Genomic DNA, 16,183 nt, shown 5'->3' on the forward strand with positions numbered 1-16,183 from the left:
CGTGCCCCGATGGACCTGTGTCAGGACCTGCACGCGCTGTTGATCCTTCTGACTCAACATGATCGTCTCCCTGGTCATAGTCCCAGGGTGACATAGTCACGGAACTGTTAGGGGGTGACATTATTGCTGAACTACTACACCCCGAACGCCCGGTCGTTGACGGTCGTGAGGGTGTGTGCTAGAATCTCGCAGAACAAGGCGATGACAGAGGACCGCCGCCGCCGGGCGAGGCAAGCGAGCCGGGTGTGGTGAGAGCCGGTACGGAGCCGGCGGCGGGACATCACCTCTCGAGCTGCGGCCCCACGGACGTCGCGCGCGCGTCTTGAGGCGTCGCCGGGTTCCCCTCCGATATCAGGGGGGCGAGCCGGTCGGGATCGGTGCCCGACGTGCTCGGTGAGTGCCGGACTCCGGTCCGGAACAAGGGTGGTACCGCGGAACCCCCCGTCCCTGTCGGGCGGGGGCTTTTTGCTTCGGGAGGCACGCATGCCGTTTCAACCGGTCGATACGCGCGCGGACTTCGCCGCTCAGGAACGGGAGTTGCTCGCCTGGTGGGAGCGCGAAGGCATCCTCGGCAAATACCTGACCCGCAACGCGACGTCGCGGCGTCGGTGGTCGTTTCTCGACGGTCCGATCACGGCCAACAACCCGATGGGCGTGCACCACGCCTGGGGTCGCACCTACAAGGATCTGTTCTGCCGCTATCACACCATGCTCGGCCACCGCCAACGGTACCAGAACGGGTTTGACTGTCAGGGGCTGTGGGTCGAGGTGGAGGTCGAGAAGGAGCTCGGCTTCAAGTCCAAGCGCGACATCGAGCAGTACGGGATCGCCGAGTTCGTCGAGCGCTGCAAGGCCCGCGTGCTCCGCTACGCCGGGATCCAGACTCAGCAGTCCCTGCGTCTCGGCTACTGGATGAATTGGGACAATTCCTACTATACGATGTCCGACGAGAACAACTACTCAATCTGGATGTTCCTGAAGCGGTGCTGGGAGCGGGGGCTGCTCTACAAGGGACACGACGTCATGCCGTGGTGCCCGCGCTGCAGCACCGGTCTCTCCGAGCACGAGATCGTCACCGAAGGGTACCAGGAGGTCACGCACCTCAGCCTGACCGTGCGGCTCCCGATCGCGGGGCGGCCGGACGAGTACCTCCTCGTGTGGACGACGACGCCGTGGACGCTCACGGCGAACGTCGCGGTCGCCGTCCACCCGGAACTGACGTACGTGCAGGCACAGCAGGACGGCAAGAGCTACTATGTCGCGCGCGAGCGCATGGGCGAGGTGCTGCACGGCAAGGCGCGGGTGATTCGGGAACTCCCGGGGTCCGAGCTGGTGGGGTGGACGTACGAGGGGCCGTTTGACGCCCTGCCGGCGCAGCAGGGCGTCGTCCACCGCGTGATCCCGTGGACCGACGTGAGCGCGGCCGAGGGCACCGGGCTCGTCCACATCGCTCCCGGGTGCGGCGCGGAGGACTTCGCGCTCGGAAAGACGCACGGGCTTCCGGTGCTGGCACCGATTGACGAGTTCGGCGCGTTCGCGGACGCCTACGATTGGTTGGGCGGCCGCCACGTGTATGACGTGGCCGCACCGATCCGGGACGATCTGGAACACCGCGGCCTGCTCTACCGCGCGGACGACTACACGCACCGATATCCGATGTGCTGGCGGTGCGGCAGCGAGCTGGTGTTCCGCCTCGTCGACGAGTGGTTCATCTCGATGGAGCCGCTCCGCGAGCCGATGATGGCGGTGACCCGGAAGATCCGCTGGCTCCCGGAGTTCGGGTTGGAGCGTGAGCTCGACTGGCTCCGCAACATGCACGACTGGATGATCAGCAAGAAACGGTACTGGGGGCTGGCGCTTCCGATCTGGGAGTGCCGCTCGTGCGGCACGTTCGAGGTGATCGGCGGGGAGGATGAGCTCGAGCAGCGCGCCGTCGAGGGCTGGGACGCGTTCGCGGGGCACTCGCCACACCGCCCCTGGGTCGACGGGGTCAAGATTCGCTGCCGCCGGTGCGGGGCCGCCGTGTCCCGCGTCACCGACGTCGGCAATCCCTGGCTGGACGCCGGCATCGTGCCGTATTCGACGTTGGGGTACCGGCGGCACCGGCGTGAGTGGCAAAAATGGTTTCCGGCCGACTTCATCACGGAGGCGTTCCCCGGCCAGTACCGCAACTGGTTCTATTCGATGCTGGTCATGAGCACGGTATTGGAGAACCGCGAGCCGTACCGGACGTGTCTCGGCCACGCCATGGTGCGCGACGAGCAGGGCCGCGAGATGCACAAGTCCTGGGGCAACATGATCGAGTTCAACGACGCGGCGGAGAAGATGGGCGCGGACGTCGTGCGCTGGCTGTACGCGCTGCAAAACCCCGCGCAGAACGTGAACTTCGGCTACGGGCCCGGCGACGAGGTGCGGCGCCGCTTCATCCTGCCGTTGTGGAACGTCTACGCATTCTTCGTCACCTACGCCACCCTGGATGGGTGGGTCCCGGACCCTGCGCCGGCGGCGCCGCCCGCGTCCCGATCCAGCGCGCGCGGGCGTGGCGGGCGCACGCGGCGGGTGCCCGCCACGCCCGCGGACGGGGAGCGCAGCCTTCTCGACCGGTGGATCCTCTCGCGCCTCGGGGGGCTCGCCGAGACGGTCCGCGGTCGCCTCGACGACTATGACGTCCCGGGCGCCGCACGGCCGATCGAGCGATTCGTGGAGGATCTGTCGGTGTGGTATGTGCGTCGCGGCCGCCGGCGCTACTGGAAGTCCGAGGCGGACGCGGACAAGCAGGCCGCCTACGCCACGCTCTACCGGGTGCTCGTGACGCTGACGCGCGTGCTTGCGCCGTTCGTGCCGTTCCTCGCGGAGGCGCTCCACCAAAACCTCGTGCGGTCGGTTGACGCGACCGCCCCGGTCAGCGTGCACCTGTGCGATTTTCCGGCCGTCGCGTGGCCGCGCGACCCTCGGCTCGAGGACGCGATGGACCGCGCGCGGATGTTGATCTCGCTCGGGCGGGCAGCCCGCAACACCGCGAAGCTGCGCGTCCGGCAGCCCCTCGCGGCGGCGACGATCGTGGAGCGCACCGGCGTGCTGGAGGCGCCGGCGTATCGGGAGCTCGTCGAGCATATCAGGGAGGAGCTGAACGTCAAGGACGTCCGCTTCGCGCCGACCGTGACATCGCTCGGCCGGCTCGAGGTGCGCCCACGGTTCGACCTGCTGGGTCCCAAGTTCGGGGGCCAGATCACGAAGATCGTCGAGGCGCTGCGCGGCGAGGGGGAGGCGCTGCTGGCGCGGACGCCCGAGGGGGAACCGTACCGCCTCCGGTTGCCGGACGCCCAGGAGGTGGTGCTGGAACGCGCAGAGGTGGACGTCCGGATGCACTGGCACGCCGGCCTCGCAGGCGCCGGGGAAGCCGGGGCCTGGGTCGTGCTGGACACGACCCTGACGGACGCGCTGGTGCGGGAGGGCCTCGCGAGGGAGCTCGTGCATCAGATCCAGCAGTGGCGCAAGGAGGCCGGGCTCGAGATCGCGGACCGGATCACGTTATACTACGCCGACGATGCGACGCTCGCGGGGTTGTTCCGGGCGCACGGCGACTACGTGCTGCGCGAGATTCTCGCCCAGGACGCGCGGGCGGGTGCGGCGCCGGACGGACCGGACGTGCACCGGAAGACGTTGCGGCTCGACGGCAAGGAGTTCGCGCTCGCCATCGTGCGGGCGGGATAGTGGGAACACGTGGAGCGGGCAGCAGGGGAGGCACGAGGTGGCCCGAATCAATGCGGCCATGATGTCTCGATGACCGCGGGCAGCGGGACGCCCGGCGCGGGCGCGGCGGCCCAGCGCGTGATCGGTGTGCTGGGCGGCATGGGGCCCTTGGCGACCGCCGATTTCTACATGAAGCTGGTGCGCCTGACCCCGGCGCGCACGGACCAGGAGCACCCGCGCGTGATCATCGACGGCAACGCCAAGATCCCCGACCGGACCGCGGCGGTCGCGGGACGCGGTCCGGATCCGACGCCCGCCCTGGTCGCGACCGCGCAAAACCTCGAACGGGCCGGGGCCGATCTGATTGTCATCCCGTGTAACTCCGCGCACGCCTTCTTGGGCGCGATCCGCGAGGCCGTGCGGATCCCGGTGCTGGACATCATGGAGGAGGTCGCCGCGACGGTAGCCGCGCTCGCGCCCGCGCCTCGGTCGGCGGGAATTCTGGCGACGCAGGCCACGCTGGAGATGCAACTTTATCCTCGCGCGCTCACCCGGCGCGGCATCGGCGTCGTCCAACCCACCGCAGCCGAGGAGGCAGTGGTGATGACGGCGATCCATGCCGTGAAAGGTGGCGATCTCGACATCGGAGTGCGGGCGTCCGTCCGCGCGGTGGCCGCCGCGCTCGTCGCCCGCGGCGCCGGCGTGATCGTGCTCGGGTGCACGGAGCTGCCGCTGGTGTTCGGATCGGGCGACGCGACGGTGCCGGTCGTGGACGCGACCGAGATCCTGGCGCGCGCTGCGCTCCGGGAGGCGGGTGGGGAATACGGGTCGCCGCCACAACGTTGCGACCAAGACGGTGTGAAGTCCACAGTCCCCGTGAGGAGGAGCTGAATGCCGCAGAAGCGTTCGTCCAAATCCGCGTCCAGCCGTTCGACCCGGGTGGGACGTTCGAGCGCACGGGCCGCGAAGAAGGTATCGGCGGCACCTCGGTCCGACACGGCGCCGCGGCGGGCGAAGGGACAGGCGACCGGCCGGGTGGAGACGTACGCGCGTCTGCTCCTCGAGGAGCGTCGCCGGCTGCGTCAGGAGCTGTCGGAGATGGAGGAGCACCACACGAAGAACAACGAGGAGAAGCACGCGGCCGACGTGTCCGGGTACGACGACGATCTCGTGGACGTGGCGACCGAGACGTTCGAACGTGAGAAGGGGCTCACGCTGGAGAGCAGCGTGCAGGGCCTGCTCGAGATGGTGGAGGAGGCGCTGCGGCGCGTCCGCAACGGCACGTACGGCGTCTGCGACGGCTGCGGCCGGCCGATCGACGCGAAACGGCTGAAGGCAATCCCGTACGCGCGGCTGTGCATCAAGTGCAAAGAGCGCGAGGAGCGCTTGCGCAGCCTCGTGCGCTGATCGTCATTCGCCGGTACGTGTGGGTCGTCGCGCTGGTGCTGGCGTTCGGCGCCGCCCAGGGCGCGGGCCGCGCGGTCGCAGTGCATGTTGCGCCGGGCACGGACCGCGTCGTGGTCCCCGGCGTCTTGTCGCTCACCTTGCGTGAAAACCCCGGCGTGGCGTTCGGATTGCTGGCGCAGCTCCCGACCCCGGTGACCGTCGTGGTTGCCTTGACCGTGCTCGCCGTCGTTCTCTACAATAGGGCTGCGTGGATGGCCACGGGCTCCGGCCAATGGGGGCTGGGGTTCCTGCTCGGGGGGGCGCTTGGCAACATCGCAGACCGTCTTCGTTACGGGTATGTGCTCGACTACCTGGACGTTCACGTCTGGCCCGTCTTCAATCTCGCCGACACCGCGATCGTGATCGGTGCCGGCCTGCTCGTGCTCGCACTGCGCGGAGGCCCCACGACGGGGCCGGCCCGCCGATCGTCGGGCGGAGGCCGGGCGGCCCCAGGCATGCGCGAATAATCTCTACCGATGAGCAGGGCCGGGGCCTCCAAGAGTTCCCATCGTCTCCGGCGAATGCTTGGGGTGGGCTAGGGGGTGACGGATGAAGCCAGTGCTGTTCCAGCTCGGGCCGTTTCCGGTTTCGTCGTTCGGCGTCTTCCTGCTGCTGGCGTTCGTCGTCGGGATCGTGGTGTTGCGCTCGCGAACGAAGGGGCTCGGCTGGGATCCGGGCGAGGTGCTCGACCTCAGCCTGTACACGATCATCGGCGGCGTCGTGGGCGCCCGGATCGGATACGTGCTCGTAAACCTGCCGGACTTCGCCGGTGACCCTGCGCGCGTGGTGACGATCTGGAAGGACGCCGGGCTGTCGTTCTATGGCGCGCTCGCCGGTGGCGCGCTCGTCGCGTGGCTGTACGGGCGCGCACATCGATGGAGCCTCGCATCGCTCGCAGATGCGGCCGCGCCGTGCCTCGCGCTGGGGTATGCGATCGCGATGATCGGCACGCTGCTGTACGGGCTCAACTACGGGCGCCCGTCAACCGTGCCGTGGGCGATCACGCTGTTCGGACAGCCTCGGCACCCGACGCAGCTGTACCTCATGGTCGTGTCGCTTGTGATCTTTGCGCTGTTGATGTGGCGAGAGACGGCGCCGCGCGGCCCGGGGCGTCTGTTCTGGGAGTTCTTGCTGCTCTACGGGATCGGGCGCGCCGTGATCGAGACGTTCATGGATAGCCCGCGCGTCGTCGGACCGCTGACCCTGGCACAGGTGGTGAGCATCGTCGTCGCGGTGCTCTCCCTCGTGATGTGGCTCAGGATCGGCGGCGCCGGCGCCGAGGCTGATCACGAGGCGGCCGATCACGCCGCCCCCAACGGCGACCGGCCCGAGGCCGTTGAGCAACCTCGAGACTGACCCCCGCGGCTCGGTCGAGACCTTCGAGGCGGTTCCTGTCGACCGGGGCCGCCGCCTCGATGTGGTGGTCGCGGAGCGCCTGCCGCACCTGTCGCGTTCGCAGATCGCTCGCCTGAGCGCGGCAGGTCACGTCCTCGTCGACGGGTCCCCGCGCAAGCCGTCGTTCCATCTCCAGACCGGACAGGCCGTGCGGGTCGAGGTGCCAGCCCCCGCCCCGACCGGGCTCGTGCCCGAGGCGATTCCCTTGGACGTCGTGTACGAGGACGCCGACCTCTTAGTCGTCAACAAGCCGGCCGGGCTGACCGTGCACCCCGCTCCGGGACATCCGTCCGGCACGCTTGTGAACGCGGTGCTCGCCAGGGTGCACGATCTCCCCGGCACCGGGGGCGCGCTCCGGCCCGGGATTGTCCACCGGCTGGACAAGGACACATCCGGCCTGCTCGTTGTGGCCAAGACCGAGGACGCCCATCGTGCCCTTGCCGGGCAACTCCGGGCGCGCACCGTCTCGCGCACGTACCTCGCGCTCGTTCGCGGGCGCATCGCCGGGGACGAAGGCACGATCCGCGCCCCCGTTGGACGGCACCCGTCCCACCGCACGCGCCAGGCCGTGACCGAACGGGGCAGACCGGCGGTGACGCACTACGCGGTGCTCGAGCGGTTTGCTGCGGCGACGTTCGTGGCGTGCCGGCTCGAGACCGGCCGGACGCATCAGATTCGCGTGCACCTGGCCCACATCGGCCACCCCATCCTCGGCGATCCGGTGTACGGCCGCGCCCCAATCTCCGAGTTGCGCCGGCAGGCGCTCCACGCCGCGCGGTTGGAATTCACCCATCCGGCGACCGGGTTTCGGCTGATGTGCACCGCGCCGTTGCCTCCCGACATCGCCGGCCTCCTCGCCCGTCTTCGCGCCGGTGAGACGCGCCGCACGGCGTCTGTTCACAGGGGCGGGGGGACCCGCGGCGAACAGTAGCGTGCGGGCCACGTCGGGGAGGCGCCGGAGCGTGGAGTTGCGCGAAAAGGCTAAGGTGATGGATCGGGAGACGATCCGCCGTGCCGTCACGCGCATGGCGCACGAGATCGTCGAGCGAAACAAGGGGGCGCAGACGCTCCGCCTCGTGGGAATCGTCCGGCGTGGTGTCCACCTCGCCGAACGCTTGGCCGTGGCGATCGCCGCTGCCGAGGGCGTGACGATCCCCGTAGGGGTCCTGGACGTGACCGCGTACCGGGACGACCGCGGAACGCACGAACCGCAGGACAACGCCGTGGTGTCGGAAACCCGACTCCCGTTCGACGTGGCCGGGCAGCGGATCGTCCTGGTGGACGACGTGCTCTACACCGGCCGTACCGTGCGGGCCGCGCTCGACGCGCTGATCGACCGCGGCCGGCCAGCAGGCATTCAGCTCGCGGTGTTGGTGGACCGCGGCCATCGCGAGCTGCCGATCCGCCCCGACTACGTTGGGAAGAACCTGCCGACGTCCTCTCGTGAGCAGGTGCGGGTCCGGTTCGCCGAATCGGACGGGCGGGACGAGGTGATCATCGAAGAATCGGAGTAGCGGGGCGACCGGACGCGGCCCGCCTACCGAGCACGCCGGCCGCTCGGGGCCGGCGCGGGGATCGCCGGCGCGGCGCGCACGGTGCGTTCCTCCGAGTACCTCACCGCTCCCGGCGCCGCGCCGCGCGGCTTGCGCACGTGCTTGCGTGCCACGTAGTCGACCGCGACGTGACCGGCCTCGCGCCCCTCGCTGAAGTACGCCGCCACCTGCGCCGCTGCGGCGATCGCCTCCTCTGACGGAACGCCGTCGGCCTTGAGGACGACGTGAGCGCCGGCGAGTCCGCGTGCGTGGAACCAGAGATCGTCGGGCCCCGCGACGTGGAACGTGACGTGGTCGTTCTCGCGGGCACTGCGTCCCGCGACGATCGTCGTCCCGCCGGGTCCGCGAAACCGGCGGGGTCCGGACGCGGCCGCCGGCCGGGCGCGGGGACCCCGCCGCAGCAGGCCGGCGTGGGCAAGATCCGTTTGCACCTCCCACAGATCGTCGGCCGACGACGCGGTCGCGATCTGCACGAACGCATCCCGCAGCGCGAGCGTCTCGGTCTCGAGGCGGGCGATACGATCGGGCACGGCGCGCGATGCGGCCTGGGCCTTCGCGTATCGGCGAAAGTACCGTTGCGCATTCTCGACGGCCGTGAGTTCCGGATCGAGCGGGATCGCGACCTCGGCACCGCCGGCGGTGTGATCTGGGACCACGACCGACGCGGCCCTGGGGCCGGCACGGCCGCCGTAGGTGAGGAGCAGCTCGCCCAAGACCCGGTACCGTTCCGCGCGCGCGCTCTCCTCGAGCGCCAGGCGGTTCTCCTCGAGCGCGTGTGCGCGCTGCCGCAGGGCGGCGCGCGTGGCCGCGGCGAGGGCGCGCCGGCGCTCCTCCAGCGGGCCGGCATCGGTGACGTCCCGATAGTACCGCTCGAGCGCGTCGCTCATCGACGGGACCGCTCGAGACGCCAACGCTGCGTACACATGCAGCGGGATCGCGGTGAACGCGACCGTGCGGCCCTCCGCTTCATACGCGACCGGCGAGAACGCTTCGGTCCGCCGGATGTCCGCAAGCTCGCGAAGCGCGGCGTGCAGCCGAGGCGCGGCCGGGGCCGCGTCGCGCGCGGGCAAGGCCGGGTCGAGCCGGGACCGGAGCGCCACCTCCCGCGCCAGCACGGGTCCGAGCCCGAGCACGGCACCGAGAAGTTGCTGCCAGATCGGCCGCGGACCTTCGCACAGGGCGCGGAGCGCGGTTTCGTCGATCCCGTCCGGGCCGGGGCGGTCGGCCGGCGGCGGGGTATAGGGACGGCCCGGCAGCACCGGCCGCCGGGGCGACATCTGTGGCGTGACGACCTTGAGCGCGCCCAGGACCACGCGGCTGTCGGCGAGGATCGCGTTGCTGTACCGGCCCATGATCTCGGCAATCAACGTGAGCGGACCTTCGAGCGCGTCGAACCGCAGCCGGAGCACCCGGTCGAACGGCGGCTGCTCGACGTCGGCGAGACGCGATTCGATGAGGCGGCTGCGAAGCAACTGTCCGAACGGGGCGAGCCGCTCGGTCGCTTCGGCATGCGCGGCGAGGTGCACCCGCGCCGTGCGTGCGTGGATCGAGATGAGCAGGTGCGCGACGCCGTGCGGGCTCCTGAGGTTGAGTACGATGGCCTCCGGCCCCAGCTGGCGGACGCCTGCGAAGCGGGCGCCGAGGTGCGCGCGCACGTCGCGCGCGACCGCCGCGAGTACGAGCCCGTCGAGAGACGGTGGGACGATCTCCGGCACCTAGGCCACCCAGCCCCCAAACGCGCCGCGTCGACGCGGTCGCGAGGGTACCACGTGTTCCCACGGGACGCTGCGGGCGTGCGCGCGACGCTGTCTCGAGTATACGTGATGTCGCGCGACGCCGGAAAGGGGCGGAGTGGGTCGGCGTTTCCATCGGGTCGCGCCGCGCCGTGTGCGCGTGAGGAGGAGATTGGATCGCGGGCGCCGCACTCTCCCTGGTGCCGTTGTGTGCCTGGTTGGACATAGCGTGGGAGTGGCGGCCTCGATGACCCGGAGCATGACCGGCTTCGGCACCGGGGAGGCGACCACCACTGCCGGTCGCTACGCGGTCGAGGTCCGTTCGGTCAATCACCGGTTCTGCGAGATCCTCGTGAGGTTGCCCCGGGACCTCGCGCCTTTGGAAGATCGCGTCAAGGCGCTCGTGCAGGGACGCGTGTTGCGAGGGCGGGTGGATATTGCTATAATTCGAGAGGACCAAGGAAAGCGCACGCGAACGGTTAAGGCGGACCTGGACCTGGCTACAGCGTACGCCAGCGCCCTACACGACCTGAAACAGGCTCTCTCGATCTCCGGACCGCTCGAACTCTCCACGCTCGTCTCTCTCCCGGACCTCATCCGGATCGAGGAGCAGAAAGAGGACCTCGAGGCGCTGTGGCCGGCCTTCGCGGTCGGGGTCGGCACCGCGGTGGACCGGCTCGTGGCAATGCGTGAGACGGAAGGAGACAGGCTCGCCGCCGACCTGCGCGGCCGGATTGAACGGCTGGGGGAGCACATCGCGGCGATCGAAGAGAGGGCGCCGGCCGTCGTGCAAGAGTATCACACCCGGCTGACCCGGCGGTTGCAGGATCTCACGAGCGGGATCTCGGTGGACCCGGGCCGGCTCGCGACCGAGATCGCGATGTTTGCCGACCGCACGGACATCACGGAGGAGATTACGCGCTTCCGAAGCCACCTGACACAGTTTCAGGGAACGCTCGGCGCCGACGGCGCGGTGGGGCGGACGCTCGAGTTCATCGTCCAGGAGCTCGGCCGCGAGGCCAATACCATCGGGAGCAAGGCCAACGACCTCGCCATCACGCGCCTGGTGATCGCAGTGAAAGGCGAGCTGGAAAACCTCCGGGAGCAGATTCAGAACGTGGAGTAGCCCCGGCGTCGCGGACCGGCGCGGTGCGGGGGGTGGGAAGCGGCTCGGTCAGGGGGATGAGGCGATGGACACACGGCTGATCAACATCGGCTTCGGCAACATCGTCGCGGCCAACCGCATCATCGCGATCGTCAGCCCGGACTCGGCCCCCATCAAGCGAATCATCCAAGAAGCGCGGGACAAGGGTATCTTGATCGACGCCACCTACGGCCGGCGGACACGTGCGGTCGTCATCACCGACAGCGGACATGTGGTGCTCTCGGCGGTGCAACCCGAGACGGTCGCGCACCGGTTCACGAGCAAGGAGACGGTGGAACAAGAGGACGAGGAGGCCGCCGACACCTCGGCGGCCGACGCGGAATGATCGTCACGGTCAGCGGGGAGATCGGCGCGGGCAAGAGCACGGTGGCGCGCGCGCTGGCGCGGGCGCTTGGGCTGCGGTATCTCTCCACCGGAGAGGTGTTTCGCGAGGAAGCCCGCAAGCGGGGATTGACCCTCGCGGAATTGGGCCGGTTGGCCGAGCAGGACCCGTCGATTGACCGGGCGCTTGACGAGATGCAGGTCCAGGCCGCGCGGGCCGGCGACATCCTGGTGGACAGCCGGCTGAGCGGGTGGCTGATCGACAGCGATCTGCGGATCTGGCTCCGCGCGCCGCTCGCCGTGCGTGCCGCTCGGGTCGCGGCGCGCGATGGGACGGAGGTTGCCCTCGCCGCGCGCGACGTCCAGGCCCGAGAAGCCTGCGAGCACCATCGCTACCGCCAGACATACCAACTGGACCTCTCCGATCTGACGCGGTACCACGTGATCGTGGATACCGCGATGTGGGGCGCCGACGAGATCGTCGCGGCGCTCCTGGTGTTGGCGCGTGGCCTGTTCGCCGGCGGTTCCGGGGGCGTCGGCGGCGCGCCGCCCGGCGTGGGAAGCTCCGTGGTCCATGGACGCTCCGGCTGACGTGGCCGCGGCGCTGCGCGGCCGGGTCGTCGTGGTCGGCGTCTGCGGCAGCATCGCTGCGTACAAGGTGGCGGCCGCCGTCCGGTTGCTCGTCAAGGCCGGCGCCGAGGTGCACGTGGTGATGACGCCGGCCGCCACCCGGTTCATCGGTCCGGTGACGTTTCGCGCACTGTCGCGTCACCCGGTGATCACGGACATGTGGGCGCCGGATTCCCCGTGGGACGAGCCCCACGTGACCTTGGGGCAACGTGCCGACTGTTACCTGATCGCTCCGGCGACCGCCGACATGCTGGGCCGTCTCGCCGCCGGCCTGGCGGACGACATTGTATGTGCGACGGCGCTGGCGACGCGGGCTCCCCTCCTCGTCGCGCCGGCGATGAGCGCCGAGATGGCCGCGGCCCCGGCCGTCGAGGAGAACACCGCCCGCTTGCGCACCCGCGGCGTTCACGTCATCGGCCCGGAGCGCGGTGAGCTTGCGTCCGGCCAGGAGGGGATTGGGCGGCTGTCCGAACCGGAGGCGATCGTCGCGAGAATCGCAGCGCTCGTGGGTGAGGCCGGCGCGCGACGGTGAATGCGGGGACGGAGGGCTGCGCTGAGGTCCTGTTGGACCGCGCCCCACGGATCGCGGATCGTCCCCTGACGTACCGGGTGCCGGCGGCGCTGTGGAACCGCGCGCGCATCGGCGTGCGCGCGGTGGTCCCGCTCGGTTCGCGGACGGCAAGCGGGTTCATCGTCGGGGTCGCGCCGTGCGACCCAGACGGCGCGCGGGCTGCCGCAGACGGGGAGCACCGTCTGCGTGAGATCCTCGACATCCCCGATCCCGAGCCGCTGTTCTCGGCGGCGATGCTCCGGCTCGCCCGCTGGGTCGCCGACGAGACCCTGTCCACCCTGCTCGATGCCGTGCGGTGCCTCGTGCCTCCGGAGATCGCGCGGCGGCCGCCGGCGCCGGAGGGCGCGCTGCGGCGGGTCGTCGCCGTGCCCGAGCGGCTGCCCCGCCTTGCGGGACGGCGTCAGCGGCAACTCTTGGATCGGCTCCTCGCGGCGCCGGAGGGCGTGCCCGTCCGCGAGTTGGTCCGCGACGGCGGTGGCGCCCCGCTCAAGCGTCTCCTGGCGCTCGGGGCGGTGCGGGTGGAAGAGGATCCCCGTCGGAACGTGAGCGCGGCCGTCATCGGGATGGACGCGGGGGCGCCCGACGCGGACGCCGCCCGAGCCCAGCCGGTCCTGCTGTGGGGAGACCCCGGCGATCGTGTCGCGTGGATCGTGGACGCGGCCCGCCGCACCGTAGCGCGCGGCGGACAGGCGCTTGTGACGGCGCCAGAGGTGGAGCTCGCGGAAGCGCTGGTCGCGCACCTCCGCGATGCGATCGGGGACCGGGTCGCGCTGTTCCACTCGGCGTTGCCGCCAGCGGAACACCGCGAGACATGGCGGCGGATCCTCGGAGGAGACGTCGACGTCGTGTGCGGGACACGATCCGCGTTGTTCGCGCCCTTGCGTCGCCTGCGGCTCTTGATCGTGGATGATGAGCAGGATGCGTCGTACAAGGCCGATGCGGCTCCGCGGTACCACGGCCGGCGCGTCGGGTTGCATCGCGGCGCTCTCGAGGGGGCGCAGGTGGTGCTGGGGACCGCGACGCCGTCCGTGGATGCCTACGCCGGGACTGCCGAGGGCACGCTGCGCCGCGTTCGTCTCACCGCCCGCAGTCGGCCGAGCGTCACGATCGTAGACATGCGGCGGGAACGCGAGCAGGGAAGGACCGGCGCCTTGAGCCGGCCGCTTGTGGACGCGATGCGGCGGCATCTACGCGGCGGCGGTCGCGTTGCGCTGTTCGTCAACCGGATCGGGTACGCGCGCGTGCTCGCCTGCCAGGAGTGCGGGCACGTCGTGCGCTGCCCCCGGTGTATCGTCCCGATGCCGTACGATCGCGAGACGGGGACGATCCGCTGCCGCGTCTGCGGGCGTTCCGAGGCGGCCCCGCAGCTGTGTCCACGGTGCAAGGGGCCGGCGCTGCGCTGGGTCGGCGCGGGCACCAAACGCATCGAGGAGGTCGTGGCGAGGGTGTTTCCGGAGTTCCGGCTGGCACGGGTGGATCGCGAAACCGCCCCCGAGTTCAACACGGTGGCGCGCGAGTTCGCGTCGGGACGCCTCCGTCTCGTTGTCGGCACACAGCTGTTGCTGCGCGGCCGGCGGCTGCGGCCGAGCCTGATTGGCGTCGTCGACGCGGACGCGCCGTTGTACCGACCGGATTTCCGCGCGACCGAGCGGGCGTTCCAGCAGGTGCATGCGGTCGTCGCGCTCGCAGACGGCGCGCCGAACGCAGAGGCGGTGGTGCAGACCAGCATTCCGGAGCACCCGGTGCTCCGCGCGCTCCGTACGGGGCTCGACGAGCCGCTGTACGAGGAAGAGCTACGCGTCCGGCGGGAGTTCGGCTATCCGCCGTACACGTACCTCGCCCGTGTTGTGGCCGCCGGCCGGGATGCGGCCGCGGCGGCGGCGATGGCGGAGCGCGCTGCCGCCGCGGCCCGGGCACGCGGGGTCGAGGTGCTAGGACCCTCCCCGTCGCGTCCCGCTGGCACGCGTCTGCCCGCGCGCGCCCACTGCCTCCTGCGCGGAGACACGAGAGAAGCGGTGCGGGAGGCGGCGCTCGCCGCGCTCGCGGCGGCCTCCGGGTCCGAGCGCGCCGCCGGCCGGGGCCGCGTGGTTGTGGACATGGATCCGGAGGAGATCGATTGATGCCGGAGGCTCCCCGCCCGTTCGAGGTCATCACCGTGGACAGCCCGCGGGCGGCGATCCTGCGGCGTCGCGCGCAGCCGGTCCGCATCGTGACGCGCGAGATCCAGCAACTGATCGACCGGCTGTTCGCCACGATGCACGAGGCGCAGGGGATCGGCCTCGCCGCGCCGCAGGTCGGGATCGGCCGGCGCGTGATCGTCATTGAGTTCGAGAACCGCCGCATCGCGCTCGTCGATCCAGAGTGCCTGCGTCGGGAGGGCGAGGAGGTGGTGGGCACAGAGGCATGCCTGAGCATCCCCGGTCTGCTCGGGGACGTCCCGCGTGCCTCGCGGGTCACCGTGCGCGCGCGCAATCGACGGAACAAGTTCGTCACGATCGAGGCGGACGGTATGCTGGCACGCATCTTGCAACACGAGATCGATCACCTCGACGGCATTCTGTTTCCGGAGCGCGTGCGAGACCAGAAGACGCTCCGCCGCGTCGAGGACACATCCGAAGTGGTGTCACCGGAATGAAGGCCGTCTTCTTCGGGACGCCGGCGTTCGCGGTTCCATCACTCGACGCCGTGCTCGCCGCGTGCGAAATCGCCGCCGTCGTGACGCAACCGGACCGCCCGCGGGGACGCGGCCTGCGCGTGGAGCCGTCCCCGGTCGCCGCCGCCGCGAATCAGTACGCCCTCGACGTGCGTCAACCCGAGTCATTGCGCGACCCCGGATTCCTCGACGCGCTTCGCGCGCTGGCTCCCGACCTGCTCATTGTCGTCGCGTACGGGCGCCTGATCCCCCCCGCGGCGCTTGCGACGGCACGGTTGGGGGGCATCAATCTGCATCCGTCCCTGCTGCCGCGCTACCGTGGGGCCGCGCCGATCCCTCGGGCGATCGCCGCGGGCGACCGGGAGACCGGCGTGACGGTGCTGCACCTGTCCGACGAGATGGACGCCGGCGACATCATCCTGCAGCGCGCCGCGCCGATCTTGCCCGAGGACACGAGCGCGGACTTGGAGCCGAGACTCGCCAGAGACGGGGCGACGCTACTGGCGGAGGCGGTCCGTCTTCTCGACGCGGGCGCGGCCCCGCGCCGGCCGCAGGACCCCACCCACGTGTCGTTCGCGCCGAAAGTGTCCCGCGAGGAGGCGCTGATCCGCTGGAGCGCGCCCGCGTCCGCGATCGTCAATCTCGTCCGGGCGTTCGACCCGCGGCCGGTGGCATATACCCTGCGCGACGGCGAGCCGCTCAAGATTTGGCGTGCGTCCACGGTCCCCGAGGGGTGCGGCGCGCTCGCCGGCGTCGACCGGCCGCGACCCGCCCCGGGTAGCGTCGTGCGCGCGGACGGCGGGGATCCTCCGCTGGTCGTCGCTGCCGGGGAAGGGTGGGTAGCGATCCACGAGGTCCAGCCGGCGTCCGGCCGGCGGATGTCGGCGGCCGCGTATCTGCGGGGACATCCGCTTGCGCCCGGGACGATCCTCGGGGGCGGCGCGACGACGATCGACCGGACGGCGAACCCCGTCTGAGCGGTCGCGGCGACAGGGACACGCGCGATCCGGGCGCGGTGAGACC

The 16,183-nt window shown here is 70.7% G+C and carries 15 protein-coding genes; 14 read left to right on the forward strand and 1 reads right to left on the reverse strand.

Annotated elements, in window-relative coordinates:
- The first annotated feature begins 483 nt into the window (after window positions 1–483).
- The 7 genes from VKZ50_06220 (at window position 484) to pyrR (ending at window position 8,048) form a co-directional block, all read left to right on the forward strand.
- Complete coding sequence (locus tag VKZ50_06220) at window positions 484–3,714, forward strand: class I tRNA ligase family protein (protein ID HLJ59307.1); 3,231 nt, start codon at window positions 484–486, stop codon at window positions 3,712–3,714.
- 69 nt (window positions 3,715–3,783) lie between these two features.
- The gene (locus tag VKZ50_06225; protein HLJ59308.1) at window positions 3,784–4,584 is read left to right on the forward strand and encodes an amino acid racemase; all 801 of its coding nucleotides are present in this window, start codon (window positions 3,784–3,786) and stop codon (window positions 4,582–4,584) included.
- A complete protein-coding gene (locus tag VKZ50_06230; GenBank protein ID HLJ59309.1) occupies window positions 4,585–5,100 on the forward strand; it encodes a TraR/DksA C4-type zinc finger protein in 516 nt (171 codons plus the stop codon).
- Window positions 5,058–5,606, forward strand: coding sequence for a signal peptidase II (lspA, locus tag VKZ50_06235; GenBank protein HLJ59310.1), 549 nt, complete (start codon window positions 5,058–5,060; stop codon window positions 5,604–5,606). Before VKZ50_06230 ends, lspA begins: the two co-directional genes overlap by 43 nt.
- An 82-nt stretch (window positions 5,607–5,688) precedes the next feature.
- On the forward strand, window positions 5,689–6,495 hold the full coding sequence (lgt, locus tag VKZ50_06240; GenBank protein ID HLJ59311.1) for a prolipoprotein diacylglyceryl transferase: 807 nt from the start codon (window positions 5,689–5,691) through the stop codon (window positions 6,493–6,495).
- Complete coding sequence (locus VKZ50_06245; protein ID HLJ59312.1) at window positions 6,476–7,465, forward strand: RluA family pseudouridine synthase; 990 nt, start codon at window positions 6,476–6,478, stop codon at window positions 7,463–7,465. The genes lgt and VKZ50_06245 overlap by 20 nt, the downstream gene beginning before the upstream one ends.
- Before the next feature lie 31 nt (window positions 7,466–7,496).
- The gene (pyrR, locus tag VKZ50_06250) at window positions 7,497–8,048 is read left to right on the forward strand and encodes a bifunctional pyr operon transcriptional regulator/uracil phosphoribosyltransferase PyrR (protein HLJ59313.1); all 552 of its coding nucleotides are present in this window, start codon (window positions 7,497–7,499) and stop codon (window positions 8,046–8,048) included.
- 23 nt (window positions 8,049–8,071) lie between these two features.
- On the opposite strand, the gene VKZ50_06255 is transcribed toward pyrR, so the two are convergent.
- Window positions 8,072–9,802 (reverse strand): NFACT RNA binding domain-containing protein, encoded by a 1,731-nt coding sequence (locus VKZ50_06255; protein HLJ59314.1) that lies wholly within the window; start codon window positions 9,800–9,802, stop codon window positions 8,072–8,074.
- Window positions 9,803–10,067: 265 nt separating this feature from the next.
- Here VKZ50_06255 and VKZ50_06260 point away from each other — a divergent pair, with 265 nt between their 5' ends.
- The 7 genes from VKZ50_06260 (at window position 10,068) to fmt (ending at window position 16,137) form a co-directional block, all read left to right on the forward strand.
- Entirely contained in the window at window positions 10,068–10,946 is an 879-nt protein-coding gene (locus VKZ50_06260; GenBank protein HLJ59315.1) for a YicC/YloC family endoribonuclease, read from the forward strand.
- Between the two features lie 64 nt (window positions 10,947–11,010).
- On the forward strand, window positions 11,011–11,310 hold the full coding sequence (locus VKZ50_06265; protein ID HLJ59316.1) for a DUF370 domain-containing protein: 300 nt from the start codon (window positions 11,011–11,013) through the stop codon (window positions 11,308–11,310).
- Window positions 11,307–11,897 (forward strand): cytidylate kinase family protein, encoded by a 591-nt coding sequence (locus VKZ50_06270; GenBank protein HLJ59317.1) that lies wholly within the window; start codon window positions 11,307–11,309, stop codon window positions 11,895–11,897. The genes VKZ50_06265 and VKZ50_06270 overlap by 4 nt, the downstream gene beginning before the upstream one ends.
- A complete protein-coding gene (locus VKZ50_06275; protein HLJ59318.1) occupies window positions 11,881–12,468 on the forward strand; it encodes a flavoprotein in 588 nt (195 codons plus the stop codon). Before VKZ50_06270 ends, VKZ50_06275 begins: the two co-directional genes overlap by 17 nt.
- A gap of 32 nt (window positions 12,469–12,500) precedes the next feature.
- On the forward strand, window positions 12,501–14,627 hold the full coding sequence (priA, locus tag VKZ50_06280; GenBank protein HLJ59319.1) for a primosomal protein N': 2,127 nt from the start codon (window positions 12,501–12,503) through the stop codon (window positions 14,625–14,627).
- Window positions 14,627–15,142: a peptide deformylase gene (gene def / locus VKZ50_06285; protein ID HLJ59320.1), complete on the forward strand. Its 516-nt coding sequence runs from the start codon at window positions 14,627–14,629 to the stop codon at window positions 15,140–15,142. Before priA ends, def begins: the two co-directional genes overlap by 1 nt.
- Window positions 15,139–16,137: a methionyl-tRNA formyltransferase gene (fmt, locus tag VKZ50_06290; protein HLJ59321.1), complete on the forward strand. Its 999-nt coding sequence runs from the start codon at window positions 15,139–15,141 to the stop codon at window positions 16,135–16,137. Before def ends, fmt begins: the two co-directional genes overlap by 4 nt.
- The last annotated feature ends 46 nt before the right edge of the window (window positions 16,138–16,183 follow it).

The organism is bacterium (assembly GCA_035295165.1).
Lineage (GTDB): Bacteria > Sysuimicrobiota > Sysuimicrobiia > Sysuimicrobiales > Segetimicrobiaceae > JAJPIA01.

Coding starts and splice junctions, on each gene's coding strand:
- VKZ50_06220 (HLJ59307.1), top strand. CDS start 484: ATGCCGTTTCAACCGGTCGATACGCGCGCGGACTTCGCCGCTCAGGAA.
- VKZ50_06225 (HLJ59308.1), top strand. CDS start 3,784: ATGACCGCGGGCAGCGGGACGCCCGGCGCGGGCGCGGCGGCCCAGCGC.
- VKZ50_06230 (HLJ59309.1), top strand. CDS start 4,585: ATGCCGCAGAAGCGTTCGTCCAAATCCGCGTCCAGCCGTTCGACCCGG.
- lgt (HLJ59311.1), top strand. CDS start 5,689: ATGAAGCCAGTGCTGTTCCAGCTCGGGCCGTTTCCGGTTTCGTCGTTC.
- VKZ50_06260 (HLJ59315.1), top strand. CDS start 10,068: ATGACCCGGAGCATGACCGGCTTCGGCACCGGGGAGGCGACCACCACT.
- VKZ50_06265 (HLJ59316.1), top strand. CDS start 11,011: ATGGACACACGGCTGATCAACATCGGCTTCGGCAACATCGTCGCGGCC.
- VKZ50_06270 (HLJ59317.1), top strand. CDS start 11,307: ATGATCGTCACGGTCAGCGGGGAGATCGGCGCGGGCAAGAGCACGGTG.
- VKZ50_06275 (HLJ59318.1), top strand. CDS start 11,881: ATGGACGCTCCGGCTGACGTGGCCGCGGCGCTGCGCGGCCGGGTCGTC.
- def (HLJ59320.1), top strand. CDS start 14,627: ATGCCGGAGGCTCCCCGCCCGTTCGAGGTCATCACCGTGGACAGCCCG.
- fmt (HLJ59321.1), top strand. CDS start 15,139: ATGAAGGCCGTCTTCTTCGGGACGCCGGCGTTCGCGGTTCCATCACTC.